Origin of the sequence: Pseudactinotalea sp. Z1732 (genome assembly GCF_049724975.1) — a bacterium.
Taxonomy (GTDB): Bacteria; Actinomycetota; Actinomycetes; order Actinomycetales; family Beutenbergiaceae; genus CALKWS01.
The window spans coordinates 530,467-550,253 of the sequence record NZ_JBMPQC010000001.1 but is presented as its reverse complement, the minus strand read 5'-3'; the positions used below and the strand labels follow the sequence as shown (position 1 = coordinate 550,253).

Here is a 19,787-nt window from a genome sequence, read left to right as displayed (position 1 = left end):
CGGCTCCGGCCGGTGCGCCGTGGGTGTTCACGACCGCCCGGCCAGCACGTCCCGGGCGGTGGCCACGATCCTGCGCTCGTTGGGGTAGGCAAGGCGTGAGCCTACTTCGTCCAGGAGCACCCAGGCGACGTCCTCGGCCTCCTGGTCCGGGTCGTTCTCGATCGTGAGTTCCCCGCTCACGGCGCACAGCAGGTAGTGGTGGACCACCTTGTGCACGCGCCGGTCGGTTCCGGCGAACCAGTAGTCGATGGTGTCCAGGTGCCGCAGGACCTGACCGTAGATCCCGGTCTCCTCAGCGATCTCCCGGACTGCGGCCTCGGCGGCGGTCTCCCGGCCTTCCAGGTGGCCCTTGGGCAGGCACCACTCCAGCCGTCCGGCCCGATTGCGGCGCGCGATGATCGCGGTGACCGCCAGCCCGTCGATCACGTCGACCACCACCCCACCGGCCGAGGTCTCGTCGACCACCGGCAACCGGTGCCGGACCGGCGCACGGCGCCGCACCGGGCCCGGTTTCGGGACCCGTCGCCCGGGAGTGGGAACGGCGGCTGACATATCAATACTCTAACGAGAGTGCCCGCGCCCGGGGCGCTGCCGGGGTCTGCGGCCACGTCGCGCTGCCTGGCGTGGCCCCGCTCTGCACCGTTCCCAGTGTCCGGAACGGCGCGGTGGTGAGCCAGAACATACCCCGGACCGAGCGCGAACGGGCCGCGGCGTGGCACCCTTGGTGCTCGTGTCACCGAACCCGCAGGATTCCTCCATGGCAACCCCCCAGGCTCCGGCACAGTTGTTGCACACGGCGTTGAGCACGATCACCGAGATGGCTCCGGAGGCGATCGAACTGGGCCGCGCCTTCGCCGACGCCGGGCACGAACTTGCTCTGGTCGGTGGGCCGGTCCGGGACGCCTTCCTGGGCAAGGCCTCCTCGGACCTGGACTTCGCCACCTCCGCCCGCCCGGAACAGACCGAGGAGATCCTGCGCGCCTGGGGCACCGGGCTGTGGGACATGGGACGGGACTTCGGTACCCTCGGCGCGCGTCGGGGGGACACCGTGGTGGAGGTGACCACCTATCGAACTGAGAGTTATGACCCCGGGTCGCGCAAGCCCGCGGTGGCCTACGGCGACTCCCTCGACGGGGATCTGTCCCGGCGTGACTTCACCGTCAACGCGATGGCGCTGCGGTTGCCGGATCTGGTGTTCGTCGACCCCTTCGACGGCCTGAGTGCCATGGCCGACCGCGAACTGCGCACCCCGGTGGGCCCGGAGCAGTCCTTCGACGACGACCCGCTGCGGATGATGCGCGCGGCCCGGTTCGCCGCCCAGCTCTCCTTCGACGTCGAGCCGGACGTGCTGGCAGCGATCTCGGCGATGGCGGACCGCCTCAGCATCGTCTCGATCGAGCGGATCCAGGCCGAACTCGTGAAGTTGCTGATGGCCCCGGCGCCCCGGCGCGGGCTGGAACTGATGGCCTACACCGGCATCGCCGACGTGGTGCTCCCGGAGCTGCCGGCCCTGCAGATGACCATCGATGAGCATCACCGGCACAAGGACGTCTACGAGCACTCCCTGACGGTGCTGGACCAGGCGATCGATCTGGAGACCGGGCCGGATGGGCCCGTACCCGGTCCGGACCTGGTGCTACGCCTGGCCGCGTTGCTGCACGACATCGGCAAACCCGCGACCCGCCGGATGGAACCGGGCGGCGGGGTGAGCTTCCACCATCACGAGATCGTCGGCGCGAAGATGACCACCAAGCGCCTGCGTTCGCTGCGCTTCGACAAGGCCACGATCTCGGCGGTGGCGAAGCTGGTAGCGCTGCACCTGCGTTTCCACGGGTACGGGGAGGCGAAGTGGTCCAACTCGGCGGTGCGGCGCTACGTCACGGACGCCGGCGACCAGCTCGAACGGTTGCACCGCCTGACCCGGGCCGACTGCACCACCCGGAACAAGCGCAAGGCCGCACGGCTGGCCGCGGCGTATGACGATCTGGAGGAACGGATCGCACAGTTGGCCGAGGAGGAGGAACTCAAGGCGATCCGCCCGGACCTGGACGGCCGGGAGATCATGGCACTCCTCGGGATCGCACCGGGCCCCGCGGTGGGCAGGGCCTACCAGTACCTGCTGGGGCTGCGGATGGAGCACGGTCCCCTCGGACCGGAGCGCGCCGAGTCCGAACTGCGTGCCTGGTGGGCCGAGCAGGGCGAGGCCGAGGGCGGCTAGCACCCGCGGCCTGTCCCGCTGGGAGCGCACCGGCGACCGTGTGCTCCATCGACGAGGTGGCCGCGCGCCGCCGCCCAGGGGCCCGCGAGAAACTTCGCGGGCTGTACCGGTCTACCCGGGTCAGTCAGCCTTGCCGGGGGCGCCGACCGGTGCCGACGGAGATGGGACGCCGCGCAGCCCCAGCCCGATGGCCAGGGCCGCCAGCGTGAGCACACCGGCGCTGATCGCAGCGATCGTCGTCAGGCCGGCCCCGAAAGCGTCGAAGGCCACCCGGACGAGGTGGTCGGCCTCGGCAGCCGGCAGGCGCTCGGCGACCGCGGCCGCCTCGCTGACCGTGTCCGCCGGGTGGGCCTGCCCGACGGCGGAGTCCCCCAGCCGGGAGCGGAAGATGACGGTGGCGATGGTTCCGAAGATCGCGATCCCGAATGCCTCACCCAGCACCATGCCGGTCTCGGAGACGCTCGCCGCGCCACCGGCCCGCTCGAGCGGCGCAGTCGCCAGGATCAGGCTGTTGGCTATCGTGCCCACGATCCCCACCCCGAAGGTGAGCACCGTGTAGCCGCTGATGAAGGCCACCACCGAATCGGTGTGGTCGATCGCGGCGATGGCACTCATCCCGGCGGCGGCGATCGACAGGCCACCCGGGACGAGCCAGGACGGGCGTAGATGCCGGGCCATCCCGTTGGCGAACGCGGCCCCGGCGAAGGAGCCGGCCAGCGTCGGCAGCACCGCGAGTGCGGCGCGGAAAGGGCTCAACCCCAGCACCGTCTGCAGGTAGGTGAAGGCCAGCAGTCCCAGGCCCACCATCACCAGGGCGGCCAGCGCGTTTGCCAGCACGGATGAGGTGAAGGCCGCGTTCCGGAACAGGGTGACATCCAGGAGCGGATCCTCGGAGCGCCGTTGCCGCCGCACGAAGAGCGTCAGCAGCACGAACCCCAGGACCAGCGTCACGCCGGTGGTGACGTCGGGACGCTCATCGGCGAAGCGTTTCGCAGCCAGGACCACCGCGACGATGCCGACCAGGGACAGGCCGGCGCCCGGAAGGTCGAACCCGGCAGCCTCCGGATTGCGTGACTCCGGCACCAGCAACGGTGCGAGCACCAGCAGCAGGGCCATGACGGGCAGGTTGACCAGGAAGACCGAGCCCCACCAGAAATGCTCCAACAGGAAGCCCCCCAGCACGGGCCCGGCAACCGCGCCACCCGTGAAGGCGACCGTCCAGACCGCTACCGCAGTGCTGCGCTGGGTGGGGTCGGTGAACATCGCTCGCACGAGAGCCAGCGTGGAGGGCGCCAGTGTCGCCGCACCTACACCCAGCAGGGCCCGTGCGGTGATGAACGTCTCCGGTGTGGGGGCGTAGGCGAGCCCGAGTGATGCGAGCCCGAAGGCGGCCGCACCGATCAGGAGCAGCCGGCGCCGTCCGATCCGGTCGGCCAGGCCGCCCATCGTCACCAGCAAGCCGGCCAGCACGAAACTGTAGATGTCCATCATCCACAGCCATTGCCCGGCCGTGGGCTCGAGGTGGGCTGTCACCGCTGGGCTTGCGACGAACAGGATCGAGATGTCCATCGACACCAGAAGCGCCGGAACGAGGAGGACGGCCAAGCCGAGCCAGGTGCGCCTCGTGGCGGGACCAGGGGAGACCGTGCGGCGGGAGTAGCGTGTACGTACGTTCATATAGCCGAGTGTACGGACGTACAGATGCGTGTCAAGACGTACGTACAAGAACATTCGCGGTAGCCTCGTACCTGCCGGCCGGCCGATCCGACCAGCCCGAAGCGACGTGAAGACCGGAGGACGATGAGTCAACGCGAAGCGCTCCTTCAGGGCGCGAAGAAGTGTCTGGTGGACAAGGGCTACAGCCGAACCACTGCCCGGGACATCACGGCTGCTTCGGGCGCTCACCTGGCCTCGATCGGGTACCACTTCGGCTCCAAGGACCGGTTGATGAACCTGGCCGCGATGGAGATGTCCAGCGAGTGGGGCGACCGGATCGAGCGCGCGGTCCGTTCGATCGGCGGCGAGAGCGCCGGGGAGCGGCTGGCAATGCTGGTCTCCGAACTGGTCAGGGCCCTCCCGGGCTCCCGGGACCTGCACTCGGCCGCCCTGGCCGCGATTGCTCAGGCCCCCTTCGACCAGGAACTGCGGGATGAACTCACCTCAACCTATGGCCACACCCGCCGGACGCTCGCCTCGGTGGTACTGGGCACGCCACAGGTCGAGGAGGGATCGGCCGCCGAGCAGGGCTTGGGCACGCTGGTGTACGCGCTCGTGATCGGCCTGGGCGTGCAGGCCCTGACCGACCCCGACTCCCTGCCGGCTCCGGAGGTTGCCGCCGACGCGGTGCGGGCCCTGGCCGCCGCGGGTCGCTAACCCTCTCCCGCGGGCTGCGGCGCGGTAGGCACGCGCCGGTAGGCCAGCACCAGCAACAGATAGACCGCGCCCAGTGCGGCGAAGGTTGCCCGGGAGTACCCGGTGTCCGGCAGCACAGCGGCAGCGAGGGCCGCGGCCCCCACGAACGCGGCGTTGTAGAGGACGTCGTAGAGGGCGAACGCCCGCCCGCGCACATTGTCGTGGGTATCGCGGTGCACGATCGTATCGACCGCGATCTTGGCCCCCTGCACGCTGAATCCCAGGAGCAGCGCCGCTGCGGCGATCACCCACTGCACCGGGGCGGTGGCCAGCACCCCCTGACTGAGCGCCCCGATACCCAGGCACACCAGCACCCACCGGGCGGGACTGACCAATCTGCGCGCCGCCGGAGTGAGAATGATCGCCAGACCATTACCGGCGAAGGAGATCCCGACCAGCAGCCCGAACATCGCCAGCCCTGCCGAGGCGTTCGCCGGATCCACCAGCAGGTTCCGGGAGATCAGGATCAGGGCGATGAAGTTCAGCCCGTACAGGAAACGGTGCCCGGCCATCACGCCCAGCCCCGCACCCGTGGTGCCCCGGGCGATCAGGTACCGCGCGCCGTCGACCATCTCGGTGAGGGTGGCGCCCACATCCCGCCCGACCTGCGCCCACGTGGTGGACCTCATCCGGGACCGTTCCGGCCCCAACCGGTCCCGGCCCAGCCGAAGCGCGAGCAGGGCGGCGGCGACGAAGAACAGCGCCGCACCGGTCAGGGCAGCGGCGTCCAACGCTGGGCCCTGCCGCATCACCAGACCGAGAGCGAAGCCCACGGCGGCGCCGACGACGGCGGAGACCGCGCCCAGGGTGGGGGTCAGGGAGTTGGCGATCAGGAGTTGTTCCCGGGGAACCACCCGCGGCAGCCCGGCCGAGAGTGCAGCGAGCAGGAACCTGTTCACCCCCAGGGTCACCAGCGCGAGCACATAGACAGCCGGCCCCACCCCGAGGGTGGCCATCAGGATCGCGAGCGCTCCCGCGAGCAGCACCCGAACCGCGTTTCCCACCAACAGCACCTGACGGCGACGCCACCGGTCCAGCAACGGGCCCACGAACGGCCCGACCACCGTGAACGGCAGCAGCAGCACCGTGAACGCTGCCGCAACCGCTCCCGCCGTGGCCAGGTTCTCGGGGTTGAAGAAGAACAAGGTGGCGAGCCCGGCCTGGAACAACCCGTCGCCGCACTGGGAGACCAGCCGGACGGTGAAGAGTCTGCGGAAGTCGGCGTATCGCAGCAGCGTGCGCAGATCCTGCACCACCTGGAGGCCAGCCACGGGGCCCCACGATAGTGCCCACCCACGGCCCCGGCCGCCGACCCCGCAGCACGCGGAGGCGGCCCGGATACGCCACCATGGGCAGATGGACTCACTCACCCCGCGGCAACTGGCAGACCGCTACGTGCACCGCCTCGCTGAATTGAACCCGATCGTCAACACCGGCCTGGGCCTGTTCCCGCACGACGACGCTCTCCCGGACTTCTCCCCGGCCGGCCACGACGAGCGCACGACCCTGGCCAGTGAGACCCTCGCTGAACTGGACCGGATGGATTCCACCGGCTGGGACGACCTGGAACGGCGCTGCACCACGCTCCTGCGGGAGCGTCTGGGTGTGATCATCGAGTCCCACGACGCCGGGGAGCACCTGCGGGAGATCCGGAACATCTTCGGTCCGCCGCAAGCGGTACGGCAGGTATTCTCCCTGATGCCCACCGGCACCGATGAGGACTGGGCGGTGATCGCCCGCCGGATGGCCAGGGTTCCCCGGGCCTACACCTCCTGGCAGGCGAGCCTGGATGAGGGCCGATCCCGCGGTCTGCTGGCCGCACCCCGCCAGGCGCTGGCCCTGGCGGACCTGATCGACCAGTGGGTGCAGACCGGGTGGTTCGCGGACTTCGTCTCCGCCGGTCCCGAGCACCTGCGTGCGGATCTGGATGATGCCGCCCGGGCCGCCGGCGAGGCCGCCGCCCACCTGGCTCGGTACCTGCGCACCACGTACGCGCCGGAAGCCGAGGGCACGCCCGACGCCGTCGGCGAGGAGCGCTACCGGCTGAACGCGCGCCGTGTGATGGGCGCCGACGTCGACCCGGCCGAGGCCTACGCCTGGGGCTGGGCGGAGTACCAGCAGATCGACGCCCAGATGCGCGAGCTGGCCGAGAGGATCCTGCCCGGCTCCACCCCGGTGGAGTGCATGCGGCACCTCGATGAACACGGCACGGTGATCCACGGCGAGGACGAGGTCCGCCGGCGCTTGCAGCAGATGATGGACGAGGCGATCACCGAACTCGACGGCACGCACTTCGACATCGCCGAGCCGATCAGACGCGTGGAGGCGATGATCGCTCCGGCCGGTTCGGCCGCGGCTCCCTACTACACCCGCCCGTCCCAGGACTTCGCCCGCCCGGGCCGCACCTGGCTACCGACGCTCGGCCGGGAGTCCTTCCCGATGTATGACCTGGTCAGCACCTGGTACCACGAGGGCGTACCGGGCCACCATCTGCAGTTGGCGCAGTGGGCCTATATGGCGCCGCAGTTGTCCACATTCCAGACCTCGGTGGGCTCCTCATCCGGCGTCACCGAGGGATGGGCGTTGTACTCCGAACGGTTGATGGACGAGTTGGGCTATCTCGATGACGAGGCGCGGATGGGGTATCTGGATGGCCAGATGATGCGAGCGATCCGGGTGGTCATCGACCTGGGGATGCACCTGGAACTGACGATCCCGGCCGACTCCCCGATCGCCCCGGGACAGACCTGGACGCCCGAACTCGCCGAGCGATTCTTCGCCGCGCACTCCGGACGCTCTAGGGACTTCATCTCCTCGGAGGTCGTGCGGTACCTGGGCTGGCCCGGTCAGGCGATCAGTTACAAACTTGGCGAACGGGCCTGGCTGGCCGGGCGGGAGGCCGCTCGGACCGCCCACGCCGAGCGCGGCGAGGAGTTCGATCTGAAGTCCTGGCACATGAAGGCGCTGTCCCTGGGCGCCCTCGGCCTGGACGATCTGGAGGCCGAGCTCGCCCGGCTATGAGCCTCAGGCGGGGCGGACGCAGGACCCTGCCTCCAGCCGGAGTGCGGGTCAGGACGCTGCCACCGGAGCGGTGGCGGCGTCCAGGACACCCTCGAAGGCCGCCACCAGCCGCTCGACGGCCGCGGTGTCACCGGCGACCGCCACGGATTCGAGAGCGACGCTCTGATAGAGCACACCGGTCCAGGTTGAGGAATCCCCGGTCACAGTGGCCTGCGGGTTCGGGGCCGGGCCGCGTTCGATGGACAGTTCCTGCGCCCATCGGAGTCGATAGGCGTACGGCTCGGCGTTGCCGTCGACGCGGGTGTCGTTGAGGTGCAGGGCCAGGTCCAGGGGCGGATCCATGCGCATCCGGGGCGCCATCGTCAGCATCGACTGGACGGTGGCATCGGGTGTCAGCCCGCACCCGGCGACATCCCGTACCGGTGATTTCAGCGCCCACCACGCCAGGGACTCGAAGACGGGGCGTAGTTCGGCCGCCCAGTCGGTGATGGCGTAGGCGGTGACGCCCGCGGGGGCCGGAAGGGTGACCCGCTGCACCAGGCCGGAGCGTTCGAGTTCACGCAGCCTGGCGGTCAGGACTGCGGGTGTAATGCCCCGAAGGGTGGCTTGTAGTTCGGAGAAGCGCTTGGGGCCGAGCATGAGTTCGCGCAGTGCCGGGTAAGTCCACCGGTCGCCGATCAACTCCATGGCATGGGAGGTGGCACAGGCGTCGCCGTGGGCGGCATAGGTGCGCTTGATCGGCATGTCGTTCCTTCCGGGCTATCGACAACGACGTGTGACCTATGTTAAACATAGCGCGACGTACGGACGAACAGCCCCGCAGCAGGGAGACTTCCATGACCAGTGCCATCGAGCAGTCCGGTCCAAGCAGCCACGGCGTGGTGGACTCCGCCGACGGAACTCCGATCGCATGGAGCCGTACCGGCGCCGGTCCCGATCTGGTCATGGTCCACTGCGTGGGCGTGTCACGGATGACGACGCCGCAACCGACCTTGCCGGACGCCCTGGCCGCACACTTCACCGTGTGGACCTATGACCGGCGCGGCACGGGTGAGAGCGGCAACAGCCTGCGGTACGACGTCCAGCGCGAGGTGGAGGACCTGACCGCCGTGATCGACCTGGCCGGCGGTCCGGCCACCGTCTACGGATTCTCCTCCGGCGCCACGCTCGCCCTCATTGCCGCCGAAGCCGGTGCGCCGATCGAGCGGCTCGCCCTGCTGGAGCCACCGCTGCTCGACGAACCTGATCCCGACCATGACTTCAGGTCCGAGGGCGAGCGCCGTCTCGCTCAGGGACCCGAGGTGCTGCACCAGTGGTTCCAGACCGAGGTCGTCGGCGTTCCCGAGGAGGTCCTGGCCGAACTGGGGCCGCCGTCGGAGGCGAACCTGAAGGACGCGCCGTCGCTGCTGCACGAGCTGACCTTCCTCCCCGGGACGCCGGCACGGCGGTTCGCGTCCGTGGCCCAGCCCACGTTGATCGTGGCCTCGAGCGCCACCGCACCCGAGATGTATGAGTACGCCAACGGGTTGGAGGAGGCGATGCCGCACGCGCAGGTGGAGATACTGCCGGGTGAGTGGCATGGCGTGGACGACACGACCCTGACCCGCTCGATCAGCCGGTTCGCCGGCGCTGCGAGGTAGATTCGCGCCCGCCCCCCGGCGCCGCAAAGAGCACCCGGCGGTACCGCAGGGCACGCGACGGCACCACACCCCAGCGGACCGCACGCTCGACGACGGCCGCTGTCAACGGCGGATCTGCAACACTGCTGCGTCCACCGACGCCGGCACCACGAACGCCGCCCCGGGAAGATGTCGACCCACCCCGACCTTCCACTGCCGACCGCGTCCTTGCCTGGCGTGACACCTCGAGCGCGCCGGCACCGGCGGTCGCCGGCTCAGCCCGCGGGCCGCACCGCGCTGCAGGACCAGGTCCGCCGAACGCAGACCGCGAGCGGCGAGCAGGGTGCGCACAAGGTGGGTTGTCAGGGCGAACGGGGGATTCGCCACGACCCGGAAGGGACGGCCGGGCACGTAGAACTCGCGCAGGTCGGCTTGGACCACCCGAGCTCGGCCCGCGACCCGGGCACGCAGGTCCTCCACCCGCTCCGGGTGCAGTTCGATCGCGACAACCTCGGCGCCGGAGGCGATCAGCGGTAGCGTCAGCGCACCGTTGCCGGCGCCCAGGTCGAACACCAGGTCCCCGGCGCCGACCCCGGACTCGGCCACGATCCGCCGGGCCCAGTCAGGACGTAGCGGATGCCATCCCCACGCGCCGCGGCGCCCGTTCCCGGACACGACGCACCATCAAGAACATATTCATGGGCATCACGGTAGGAACGAAGCGTGCCGCAGCGCCACGTATTTTTCCGCCCGGGGCCGTGTGCGCCGCGTCGACCGCGGCTCAGCGCTCGGCGTCGCCGGCGATGAACGCCTCCACCATCGCCCGGCCGGTCTCGTCGTCGTACTGCTGCGGCGGGGACTTCATGAAGTACGCCGACGCCGAGGTGATCGGCCCCCCGATACCCCGGTCCAGGGCGATCTTGGCCGCCCGGATCGCATCGATGATGATGCCCGCCGAGTTCGGGGAGTCCCACACCTCGAGTTTGTATTCCAAGTTCACCGGCACCTCACCGAAGGCGCGACCCTCCAGGCGCACATAGGCCCACTTGCGGTCATCGAGCCACTGCACGTAGTCCGATGGGCCGATGTGCACGTTCCGCTCACCCAGATCGTGACCCACGTTGGAGGTCACTGCCTGCGTCTTGGAGGTCTTCTTCGACTCCAGCCGGTCCCGCTCCAGCATGTTCTTGAAGTCCATGTTGCCGCCGATGTTGAGCTGGTAGGTGCGGTCCAGCACCACCCCGCGGTCCTCGAGCAGTTTGGCCAGCACCCGGTGCGTGATCGTGGCGCCGACCTGGGACTTGATGTCATCACCGACGATCGGCAGGCCGGCGTCGGCGAACTTGCTCGCCCAGTGCGGGTCGGAGGCGATGAACACCGGCAACGCGTTCACGAACGCCACTCCGGCCGCCAGCGCCGCCCGGGCGTAGTAGCGGGCCGCGTCCTCCGACCCAACCGGCAGGTAGCACACCAGCACATCGGCGCGTGCCTGCCGTAAGGCGGCCACCACGTCCACCGGTTCGGCGTCGGACTCCACGATCGTCTCGCGGTAGTACCGGCCAAGCCCGTCCAGGGTATCCCCGCGTTGCACCGGCACGTTCAGCGGCGGCACATCGCAGAGCGAGATGGTGTTGTTCTCACTGGTGCCGATCGCCTCGGCCAGATCCATCCCGACCTTCTTGGCGTCGACGTCGAAGGCGGCCACGAACTCCACGTCCCGCACGTGGTAGTCGCCGAACTGGACGTGCATCAGGCCCGGCACCGTCTGGTCCGGATCGGCATCGGCGTAGAAGTGCACGCCCTGGACCAGTGAGGCGGCACAGTTGCCCACACCGGCGATCGCTACCCGAACTGAACTCACTGTTGCTCCCTATGGTCGTGCCGGGCCCGAGGGCCGGCGGTCGGCTCGCCTTGCAGGTTAATGCCAGATGTGGGCCCGGTCACGATGGGCGGGCAGATCGTGTGAACTGGCGGTGAAGACCGTCACGCTCCGCTGTCCAGCCACGCCCGATCAGCGCATACTGGGTGAAGGCCCTCGGCAGCGAGGGCTCGCCCGTGCGCGGGCGCAGGAGTTGAGGACGAGGAGTCGCCGGTGCCGCAGGAGCACGGCAGGGACGCAGGGCCCGCACGCCGCAGCGTGCACGAACGAGGCGCACGCCCGGCGACGTACCCGCAGAGCGCCCCGCCGGTGAACCAGCGACTGGCTGGTCAGCGCCCTGAAGGTCAGCAGCCGGCCGGAAAGCCCGCGTGGCGATCCACCGCAGGCTCTGCGGGCGCAGGGACGACGGCGATCGTCGGCGCGGCCGGGGGCGGTACCGCGCGGCGTGGTAGTTCCGTCAAGAGTGGCGCGAGCACCACCACCAAGGCACGGACCAGGGCGGCGACGACGAGCAAGAGTTCGGCTGGCTCCGGGGGCCGGGGCAGCGGCGGATCCGGTGGCGGCCCGGGCGGTGGTCGCGGCGGCGGCGGTTCCGGCAGCGGCAAGTCCGGCAACGGTCGGGGCAGCAGCGGTGGTGACGGAAAGGGCGGGTTCTGGAACTATCCCCGCCGCGGAAAAGGGCCGGTGCTGCGCTGGTTGCCGGGCTGGCGGTTCCTGGTGGGTGCCTTCCTGACCCTGGTCGCCCTGGGCGTGGGCGTCTTCGTGGCCGCTTACCTGACCATCGACATCCCCGAACCCGAAGAGTTCGCGATGTCGGAGACCTCCACCGTCTTCTACGCCGACGGAGAGACCCCGATGGGCTCCTTCGCCGAGGTGGACCGCCAGATCATCGATCCTGCCACGCTGCCCGAGCACGTCGGTCAGGCGGTGGTGGCCTCGGAGGATCGACGGTTCTACTCCAACGTGGGCGTGGACCCCATGGGGATCCTGCGCGCGCTGTGGAACAATGTGCGCGGTAACCCCACCCAGGGTGGCTCCACCATTACCCAGCAGTACGTGGAGCGGTACTACGTGGGCCAGACCACCAGTTATGCGGGCAAGTTCCAGGAGGCGATCCTGGCCCTGAAGATCGACCGGGAGCAGTCCAAGGACGAGATTCTGGGCAACTACCTCAACACGATCTATTTCGGCCGGGGTGCCTATGGGATCGAGCGGGCCGCCCAGGAGTACTTCGACAAGCCCGCCGAGGAATTGACCGTGGAGGAGTCCGCCGTGCTGGCCGGCATCATCCCGGCACCCTCGCGCTGGGACCCGGACATCAATCCCGATCAGGCCCAGGAACGGTTCGGCCGCACCCTGCGGTACATGGTGGAGACGGGCTTCATCACCCAGGACGAGGCGGATGCGGCCGAGTTCCCCGAGGTGGCCGAAGCCGTACGCACCAACGTCTACGCCGGCCCGAACGGACACCTGCTGGCCATGGTGCGCGACGAACTGGTCGCGGCCGAGTTCACCGAGGCGGAGATCGACGGCGGCGGGATGCAGATCACCACCACCATCGATCAGACCATGCAGGACGCTGCGGTCGAGTCGGCCCAGGACCTGCCCGAGGACGCCCCGGAGGAGTTGCGGGTGGCCCTGAGTTCGGTGGACAACGAAACCGGTGCGATCCTGGCGTTGTACGGGGGCCGGGACTATCTGGAGGTCCAGCGCAACGCCGCCACCCAGGACACCGCCCAGGGCGGGTCCACGTTCAAGGTCTTCACCCTGTTGGCTGCCCTGGAGAACGACATCACGCTGGAACAGCGCTACCCCAGTTACTCCCCCATGGAGATCGACGGGTATGACGCCCCGGTGCGGAACTTCGACTCACCACGCAACCGCGGCAACATCGACCTGGTCCACGCCACCTACGACTCGGTGAACACCTATTACGTGCAGCTCAACCAGGAGGTGGGACCGGAACAGACGGTGGATATGGCCCACCGCCTCGGGCTTCCCGAAGACACCGCGGGCCTGGAGCCGGTGATCTCGAACGTGCTCGGGAGCGCCTCCCCGCGCAATATCGACATGGCCAGGGCCTTCGCCACCATCGCCTCAGGCGGTGAGCGTCACCAGAACTACATCGTGGCCGAAGCCACCGGCCCGCAGGGCAATGTGATCTACACCGGTGAAGGTTCCGCTGAACAGGTCGTCGACACCCAGGTCACCGCAGATGCCACCTACGCGATGAGCCAGGTGGTCGAGCGCGGTACCGGTTCCACCGCCAACCAGTTGGGCCGTCCCGCCGCAGGCAAGACCGGATCGTCCAACGACTACCGGTCCGCGTGGTTCGTGGGCTTCGTCCCGCAGATCACCACCGCGGTCTCGATGTACCAGGTGGGCGAGGACGGCTCGGAGGAGGCGATGGGCGGCTGGGGCGGCCAGAACGTGATCTCCGGCGGCAGTTTCCCCACCCAGATCTGGACCGACTTCATGACCGTGGCGGTGGCGGACCTGGACGTGGAGCAATTCCCCGAGCGCTCCCAGCCGGTCGCCCCGCCCGCTCCGCAGCCCACCCGGCAGCCCACCCAGGAGGAGACGCAGGAGCCCGAGGAGGAGGAGACCGAGGAGCCCGAGGAGGAGGAGCCTGAGGAGCCCGAGGAGGAGGAGACGGAGGAGCCCACGGACGAGCCCACCGAGGAGCCCACCGAGGAGCCCACCGAGGAACCCACGGAGGAGCCGACCGAGGAGCCCACCGACGACCCCGGCAACGGCAACGGCGGCAACGGCGGCAGTGGCGGCGGCAACGGCGGGGGCGACGGCGACGGCGATGGCGACACCGACGCGGAGGGCCTCTCGGTGCCCCCGTTGTTCGGCCGGGACAACGACTGACGCCGTGGCGAAAGCCCTCTGACGTCGCGGCACCTGCCCTGACCTCGGCGGATACCGCTCGCGAACTCGAGACACTTGCCGCGTAGTCGGCGTTCAACACTTAGGTGAGGAATGCCACGCCCGCAGGGCCGCCGTCGTCGGCTATCCTCGGGGGTGGCCTCCGTGCGCCCTGCGCACGCCCGGGCCTTCGCATCACCCTCCTGTCACGGAGAGACCGTGACCGCCAAGTCCAGAGGAGGTGGGTTGAAAGCATGCGCAATTACGAAATGATGGTGATCCTCGACCCCGAGGTCGATGAACGCACCGTGGCTCCGTCGTTGGAGAAGTTCCTCAACGTCATCACCAGCGGTGGTGGCACCATCGAGAAGGTGGATGTCTGGGGCCGGCGTCGCCTGGCCTTCGAGATCGACCGTCGTTCCGAGGGCATCTACGCCGTCATCGACATGATCGCCACCCCCGAGCTCGCTCAGGAGCTCGACCGCCAGCTCGGCCTGAACGAGTCCGTGCTGCGCACCAAGCTCATCCGCCCGGAGACGCGCAGCAAGCGCGCCGAGGACTAAGGAGCGCCGCATGGCTGGAGAAACCGTCATCACCGTGGTCGGCAACCTGACCGCGGACCCTGAACTCCGGTTCACCCCCTCGGGTGCAGCCGTTGCCAACTTCACGGTCGCCTCGACCCCGCGGCAGTTCGACCGCCAGTCGAACGAGTGGAAGGACGGCGAGACGCTGTTCCTGCGCTGCTCGATCTGGCGCGAAGCCGCCGAGAACGTGGCCGAGTCCCTGACCAAGGGGATGCGCGTCATCGCCCAGGGCCGCCTCGTGCAGCGCTCCTTCGAGACCCGTGAGGGCGAGAAGCGCACCGTGGTGGAACTACAGGTCGACGAGGTCGGCCCGTCCATGCGGTACGCCACCGCGAAGGTCACCCGCGCCCAGCGTGGCGGCGGAGGTGGCGGTTACGGCGGCGGAGGCGGCGGTGGCTACGGCGGCGGCGGCGGAGGCCAGCAGAGTTCCGGCGGTGGCAACCAGCCCGACGATCCCTGGGCATCCGGCGGCTCCACCTTCGGTGACGAGCCCCCGTTCTGATACGAACCATTCATTCTTGCCGGGCCCGTGCCCGGCACCCGCACATCAAGGAGTACCCCCATGGCTAAGCAGCCGCCCCGCACCAAACCGGTGGTGAAGAAGAAGGCCAACCCGCTCAAGGCAGCCAAGCTCGAGAACGGGATCGACTACAAGGACACTGCGCTGCTGCGCAAGTTCATCTCCGACCGCGGCAAGATCCGGGCCCGCCGGGTCACCGGTGTCACCACCCAGGAGCAGCGCCAGATCGCTCGGGCCGTCAAGAACGCGCGCGAGATGGCCCTGCTGCCGTACTCGAGCTCGGCTCGCTGAGGCTGAGGAGAAGAAGACTATGGCGACCAAACTGATCCTCACCCATGAGGTGACCGGCCTGGGCGCACCAGGCGACGTGATCGAGGTCAAGGACGGGTACGCACGCAACTACCTGCTGCCCCGTGGACTGGCCACCGGCTGGACCAAGGGCGCCGAGCGCCAGATCGAACAGATCCGCCGGGCCCGCACCAAGCGAGAGATCGCGACCGTGGAGGACGCCCGCGCGGTGCGAGACGCACTGCAGGCCAAGACCGTGGTGGTCCCCGTCAACGCCGGCGCCGGCGGGCGCCTGTACGGCGCGGTGACCACCTCCGAGATCGCCGAGGCCATCTCGGCCGCCGGTGGTCCGAGCGTGGACAAGCGCAAGGTGGAGGTCGATCAGCCGATCAAGTCCTTGGGCGAGCACACCGTCCAGGTTCGCCTGCACACCGATGTGTCCGCGACCGTTGAGGTCCACGTCGTTCCGGCGTCCTGACCCACGCTTGATCGCGCGTGCAGCGCGCAACCACGCGGCCCGGTGCCCCTTGCGGGTGCCGGGCCGCGTGCTGTGCGGGCTGCGTTGGCGCACCGCCAATCCTGCAGGCTGCCTCCCGGACGCCCAGCACCTCCTCCGCACCGATGCGGTGCGCCCGGGCCCGCCTCCTCGGGGCAGTTCTGCCCATGGTCCGGGCGGGGCGCGCCCGCCAGAGTGGGTCCGACACGAACTCCCGACGAAAGGTCATCATGCTCAAGAAGTTCAGCGCCGTCCTCCTGGCCGGCCTCCTCCTCCTGGCCGCGTGCAGCAATGCCGTGGGGCAGTCCGAGGTCGAGGAGACCACGGGCAACAGCCTGGAGGGGCTGATCGGAGAGCGCCCCCATGTGGAGTGCCCAGGTGACCTGGATGCCGAGATCGGTACCGAGATGACGTGCGTGGCCTCGATGGAGGGGGAGCCTGATGAGTACGAGGTCTACCTGGTGGTCAGCGAGGTGGACGACGGCACCGCCTACTTCGACATCGAGGTGGCCGAACAGCCGATCGGCTGAGTTCCCCACCGGCTGAGCGCGACCCATCGGCCTGAGCCCGGCGCCGCCGCCGGCTCAGGCCGATTCGCGTACCAGGAGGCGGTGCGACACCTTCCGCGCGGTGCCTTCGGTTTCACCGGGGACGGTCCTGCCGTCGAAGATCTCGATCGCCAGGTCCACCGCGTGCTCGGCCACCTCGTCGAGGTCCAGTGCCAGGGTGGTCAGTTCCGGCGAGACCACCGTGCCCAGGCTCAGCCCGTCGATTCCGGCGACCCGCACCTGGTCAGGCACCGCGATCCCGGCCCGGCGGAAGCCCTTGAGCAACCCGCACGCGGTGAGGTCGTTGAAACCCAGCACCGCATCGGCCGCGGCGGCGCCGGACTGGATCTCGGGCACCAGTGCGGCTGCCACGCTGATCCCTCCGGCCAGGTCATCACCGCCGGAGCGGGTGGGGTCCCCACCGGCCCCGGGCTCCGGGTAGGTCAGCACCCGCACCGGCACCTGGTGCCGGGCCATCGCGGCGGTGAACTCCCGGGCCCGCGCGTTCCCGGACCCGGGCACCGCCATCACCGGGTGGCGCACCCCTGCCCCAGCCAGGTGGTCGGCCAGATCTGCCATCGCCGCGGCGGCATCGAAACGCACCACCGCATGGCCGGACCCCGCATCGCCGTCGATCACCACCAGTGGAAGCAGGTCACCCCGGTGGTCGTGCGGGATGGCACCCAGATAGCCGACGACGGCGTCCGCCTGCTCACCGAGATCGGCGAGCAGTTGCTTCGGGCTGCTGGCGTGCCGGGAGTCGGCCAGCACCACGTTCCAGCCGCGCCGGGCCGCCGCCCCCACCACGGCCGAGGCCAGTTCTGGGTAATAGGGGTTGATCAGGCTGTGCACCACCAGGGCGATGGTGCGGCGCTGCCCGCTGACCAGGTCCCGGCCGAACCGCGAGGGCCGGTACCGCAACTCCCGGGCCACCTGCAGCACCCGCTCCCGGGTGGCCGGGGCGATCTCGGCCATGTCGTTCATCGCCCGGGTCACCGTCTGGCGGGACACCCCGGCCGCAGCCGCCACATCGACGATCGTGACCCTGCCGCGCGCGGCCATCGGCTCAGGCACCCGCGCGCGGAGCGCTTCCGCGCGACTCCCCGGCCCCCGCTCCCGGTCCCGGTGTGGGGCCGGAGCCTGCCTCCTCCTGGTCACGCAGGTCCAGCCAGGCCACGTCCTCGGCGCTCAGTTCCACCTGCAGCGCCAGCATCGAGGAGCGGAGTTCGGCCAGCGAGCGTGGGCCGATCAGGGCGAAGGTGGGGAAGGACTGGGCGAGCACGTAGGCCAGGGCGATCGCCGTCGTCGGGACGTCCCGTTCGGCGGCCATCTGCGACGCGCGGTGCAGCCGCTTGAAGTTGTCCTCGGAGTAGTAGCAGCGCACCAGCTCGGCATCGGAACGATCCTGGGGATGCGCCCGGCCGGTGAAGAAGCCGCGCGCCTGCGCCGACCACGGCAACAGCGGGAACCGTTGTTCCTCGAGCCAGCGCCGGCTCTGCGGGTCGGACACGTGCTCGCATCCGGTCCAGGGCACATCGAGGGCACGGGCCAGGGAGAAGTGGTTGCTCAGGGCGGCGAAGCCCTGCATCTGGTGCTCCTGCGCCCAGGTGTTGGCCCCCTGCAGGCGCGCCAGTGACCAGTTCGAACCACCGAAGGAGCGGATCCGCCCGGCGCTGATCTGTTCGTCCAGGGCCTGGACGAACTCACCGACCGGTACCTGGGGGTTGTCCCGGTGCATCAGGTACAGGTCGGCGTGGTCGGTGCCCAGACGCTCCAGGGACTCGGTGAGCTGGCGCCCGATCGACTCCGGGTCGCAATGCGGGGTGTGGGCGCCCTTGACGATGAGGCGGACCTGATCGCGCAGTCCCCGGTTGCGCAGCCACTGCCCGACCAGGCGTTCCTGCAGCCCGCCACCATAGATGTAGGCGGTGTCAAAGGTGGTGCCGCCGCTGGCGAAGAACGCATCGAACAGGGCCGAGGCGTGCGCAAGGTCGGGCTGGTTGTCACAACCCAGCACCAGGCGGGAGAACTCGCCGGCACCCTCGATCGGTGCGCTCGGGATGCCCCCGGTGGTGGGGGCGCTGACCTCCCGTAGAGGCGGGATGTCGGCGGTGTCGGTCTCGAAGGGGTAGCGCAGCCCGAGTGCGGCCCGCCAGCGGTCCAGGCCCTGGGATAGTTCCAGGGAGTGGTCAAGGGGGAGTTCGGGCACCTCGCCGGCACCGGCCGCGGCGGCCCGGGCCAGCGCGTCGGCCTCCAGGGCGTAGGTGTGTGCCTCACCGGCGGTCACCACCTCCGGTTCGCTCCCGAGCAGGGCGATGGTGGCCGCGGCGTCACCGGGCTGCAGCAACCATGGGTCGGTGATGGTCACGGTGCCGGCGGTGCCGTGCACCGCGATGGTGGAGGGGGTGTGCATCCGGATGCCGGTGCGGATGGTGGCGGTCAGGCCGCCGGTGAAGCCGAGCGTGGCCAGTGCCCACTCATCGACGCCACCGCTCACCTGCCCGCGGGCGTCCAAACGTTCGGGGGCACCGCAGACCCCGCTCGCGCGGGCGACCGCCTGGGCGAAGGAGAAGGGGTACCCGCCCACGTCCAGGATGCCGCCACCGGCGACGGCCGGATCGAACAGCCGCCCGGTACCGCCGGCCCGGAAGGAGAAGGCTGCGTCCACGTGGTGGACCTCCCCCAGCGTGCCGTGGCGCACCAGGTCCAGCACGTGGGTGATCAGCGGGTGGAAGCGGTACATGTACGCCTCCAGCAGCACCTTTCCGCTACTGCGTGCCGCTTCAACCACCGCCATCGCGGTGCCGTGGTTGGGTGCCAGCGGCTTCTCGCACAGCACGTGCTTGCCCGCCGCCAACGCCATCAGGGTCAGTTCCGCGTGTGTGGTGTGCACGGTGGAGACATAGACGGCGTCCACCTCCGGGTCGGTGAGGACCTGCTCGTAGGTTCCAGCGCTGCTTGCCCCGAACTCCTCGGCGAAGGTCTGCGCCCGGCCGGCGTCGGTACTGCCGACGGCGGTCAGCCGCCCGTGCCGGCTGTGCGGGAGTTGGGAGGCGAACCGCCTCGCGATCCGGCCCGGTCCCAGGACCGCCCAACGGACTGTGGTGGGCATCTGTGCTCCGTTTCCTACTGCGTCGTGCATTTCCGTGAACGTTCACGGACCAGCGTAGACCCGCCCGTCGCCACTCCGGAAGAGGCCAGGGTTGCCCTCGCAACGGCGCGCGGGCCGAGCGGCGCCTGCAGGCGCTCGCAGCACTCACGGTCGGTGCCGGGCCGGCACTCGACGACTACGGGGCGGGCCGGTGCGGGACCTACCCGCGTGCCGCCGTCG

The 19,787-nt window shown here is 69.8% G+C and carries 18 protein-coding genes; 10 read left to right on the top strand and 8 right to left on the bottom strand.

Annotated elements, in window-relative coordinates; genetic code table 11:
• Nucleotides 1–27: 27 nt before the first annotated feature.
• Complete coding sequence (locus ACPL7H_RS02610) at nucleotides 28–552, bottom strand: NUDIX hydrolase (protein WP_424787280.1); 525 nt, start codon at nucleotides 550–552, stop codon at nucleotides 28–30.
• A 205-nt stretch (nucleotides 553–757) separates the two neighbouring features.
• On the opposite strand from ACPL7H_RS02610, the gene ACPL7H_RS02605 reads away from it, so the two are divergent.
• Complete coding sequence (locus tag ACPL7H_RS02605; RefSeq protein WP_424795576.1) at nucleotides 758–2,218, top strand: CCA tRNA nucleotidyltransferase; 1,461 nt, start codon at nucleotides 758–760, stop codon at nucleotides 2,216–2,218.
• Between the two features lie 120 nt (nucleotides 2,219–2,338).
• On the opposite strand, the gene ACPL7H_RS02600 is transcribed toward ACPL7H_RS02605, so the two are convergent.
• On the bottom strand, nucleotides 2,339–3,895 hold the full coding sequence (locus tag ACPL7H_RS02600; RefSeq protein WP_424795575.1) for an MFS transporter: 1,557 nt from the start codon (nucleotides 3,893–3,895) through the stop codon (nucleotides 2,339–2,341).
• Nucleotides 3,896–4,018: 123 nt separating this feature from the next.
• Here ACPL7H_RS02600 and ACPL7H_RS02595 point away from each other — a divergent pair, with 123 nt between their 5' ends.
• On the top strand, nucleotides 4,019–4,591 hold the full coding sequence (locus ACPL7H_RS02595) for a TetR/AcrR family transcriptional regulator (protein WP_424795574.1): 573 nt from the start codon (nucleotides 4,019–4,021) through the stop codon (nucleotides 4,589–4,591).
• On the opposite strand, the gene ACPL7H_RS02590 is transcribed toward ACPL7H_RS02595, so the two are convergent.
• Entirely contained in the window at nucleotides 4,588–5,901 is a 1,314-nt protein-coding gene (locus ACPL7H_RS02590) for an MFS transporter (RefSeq protein WP_424795573.1), read from the bottom strand. The two genes, ACPL7H_RS02595 and ACPL7H_RS02590, sit on opposite strands and share 4 nt — an antisense overlap.
• Before the next feature lie 85 nt (nucleotides 5,902–5,986).
• Here ACPL7H_RS02590 and ACPL7H_RS02585 point away from each other — a divergent pair, with 85 nt between their 5' ends.
• The gene (locus ACPL7H_RS02585; protein ID WP_424795572.1) at nucleotides 5,987–7,651 is read left to right on the top strand and encodes a DUF885 domain-containing protein; all 1,665 of its coding nucleotides are present in this window, start codon (nucleotides 5,987–5,989) and stop codon (nucleotides 7,649–7,651) included.
• A gap of 48 nt (nucleotides 7,652–7,699) precedes the next feature.
• Here the strand turns inward: ACPL7H_RS02585 and ACPL7H_RS02580 are convergent, their stop codons facing one another.
• The gene (locus ACPL7H_RS02580) at nucleotides 7,700–8,395 is read right to left on the bottom strand and encodes a winged helix-turn-helix transcriptional regulator (protein ID WP_424795571.1); all 696 of its coding nucleotides are present in this window, start codon (nucleotides 8,393–8,395) and stop codon (nucleotides 7,700–7,702) included.
• Nucleotides 8,396–8,487: 92 nt separating this feature from the next.
• Here ACPL7H_RS02580 and ACPL7H_RS02575 point away from each other — a divergent pair, with 92 nt between their 5' ends.
• Nucleotides 8,488–9,291 carry an alpha/beta fold hydrolase gene (locus ACPL7H_RS02575; RefSeq protein WP_424795570.1) on the top strand — a complete coding sequence of 268 codons (804 nt, stop codon included), beginning with the start codon at nucleotides 8,488–8,490 and terminating at the stop codon, nucleotides 9,289–9,291.
• Nucleotides 9,292–9,393: 102 nt separating this feature from the next.
• Here ACPL7H_RS02575 and ACPL7H_RS02570 read toward each other — a convergent pair whose 3' ends face one another.
• Complete coding sequence (locus ACPL7H_RS02570) at nucleotides 9,394–9,945, bottom strand: rRNA adenine N-6-methyltransferase family protein (protein ID WP_424795569.1); 552 nt, start codon at nucleotides 9,943–9,945, stop codon at nucleotides 9,394–9,396.
• 106 nt (nucleotides 9,946–10,051) lie between these two features.
• Nucleotides 10,052–11,131 carry an inositol-3-phosphate synthase gene (locus ACPL7H_RS02565; protein ID WP_424795568.1) on the bottom strand — a complete coding sequence of 360 codons (1,080 nt, stop codon included), beginning with the start codon at nucleotides 11,129–11,131 and terminating at the stop codon, nucleotides 10,052–10,054.
• 231 nt (nucleotides 11,132–11,362) lie between these two features.
• Between ACPL7H_RS02565 and ACPL7H_RS02560 the strand changes: the two genes are divergently transcribed.
• From ACPL7H_RS02560 to ACPL7H_RS02535, 6 genes are all read left to right on the top strand, one after another.
• Nucleotides 11,363–14,023 carry a transglycosylase domain-containing protein gene (locus tag ACPL7H_RS02560; protein ID WP_424795567.1) on the top strand — a complete coding sequence of 887 codons (2,661 nt, stop codon included), beginning with the start codon at nucleotides 11,363–11,365 and terminating at the stop codon, nucleotides 14,021–14,023.
• A 251-nt stretch (nucleotides 14,024–14,274) separates the two neighbouring features.
• Nucleotides 14,275–14,583 carry a 30S ribosomal protein S6 gene (gene rpsF, locus ACPL7H_RS02555; protein ID WP_424795566.1) on the top strand — a complete coding sequence of 103 codons (309 nt, stop codon included), beginning with the start codon at nucleotides 14,275–14,277 and terminating at the stop codon, nucleotides 14,581–14,583.
• Between the two features lie 10 nt (nucleotides 14,584–14,593).
• Nucleotides 14,594–15,106 carry a single-stranded DNA-binding protein gene (locus ACPL7H_RS02550; protein WP_424787292.1) on the top strand — a complete coding sequence of 171 codons (513 nt, stop codon included), beginning with the start codon at nucleotides 14,594–14,596 and terminating at the stop codon, nucleotides 15,104–15,106.
• Between the two features lie 60 nt (nucleotides 15,107–15,166).
• On the top strand, nucleotides 15,167–15,415 hold the full coding sequence (gene rpsR / locus ACPL7H_RS02545) for a 30S ribosomal protein S18 (protein ID WP_424787293.1): 249 nt from the start codon (nucleotides 15,167–15,169) through the stop codon (nucleotides 15,413–15,415).
• A 19-nt stretch (nucleotides 15,416–15,434) separates the two neighbouring features.
• Nucleotides 15,435–15,890, top strand: coding sequence for a 50S ribosomal protein L9 (rplI, locus tag ACPL7H_RS02540; RefSeq protein WP_424795565.1), 456 nt, complete (start codon nucleotides 15,435–15,437; stop codon nucleotides 15,888–15,890).
• A 248-nt stretch (nucleotides 15,891–16,138) separates the two neighbouring features.
• Nucleotides 16,139–16,438, top strand: coding sequence for a DUF4333 domain-containing protein (locus ACPL7H_RS02535; RefSeq protein ID WP_424795564.1), 300 nt, complete (start codon nucleotides 16,139–16,141; stop codon nucleotides 16,436–16,438).
• 54 nt (nucleotides 16,439–16,492) lie between these two features.
• Here the strand turns inward: ACPL7H_RS02535 and ACPL7H_RS02530 are convergent, their stop codons facing one another.
• Complete coding sequence (locus ACPL7H_RS02530) at nucleotides 16,493–17,518, bottom strand: LacI family DNA-binding transcriptional regulator (protein ID WP_424795563.1); 1,026 nt, start codon at nucleotides 17,516–17,518, stop codon at nucleotides 16,493–16,495.
• A 4-nt stretch (nucleotides 17,519–17,522) separates the two neighbouring features.
• Nucleotides 17,523–19,568, bottom strand: coding sequence for an aldo/keto reductase (locus ACPL7H_RS02525; protein ID WP_424795562.1), 2,046 nt, complete (start codon nucleotides 19,566–19,568; stop codon nucleotides 17,523–17,525).
• Nucleotides 19,569–19,787 lie beyond the last annotated feature (219 nt).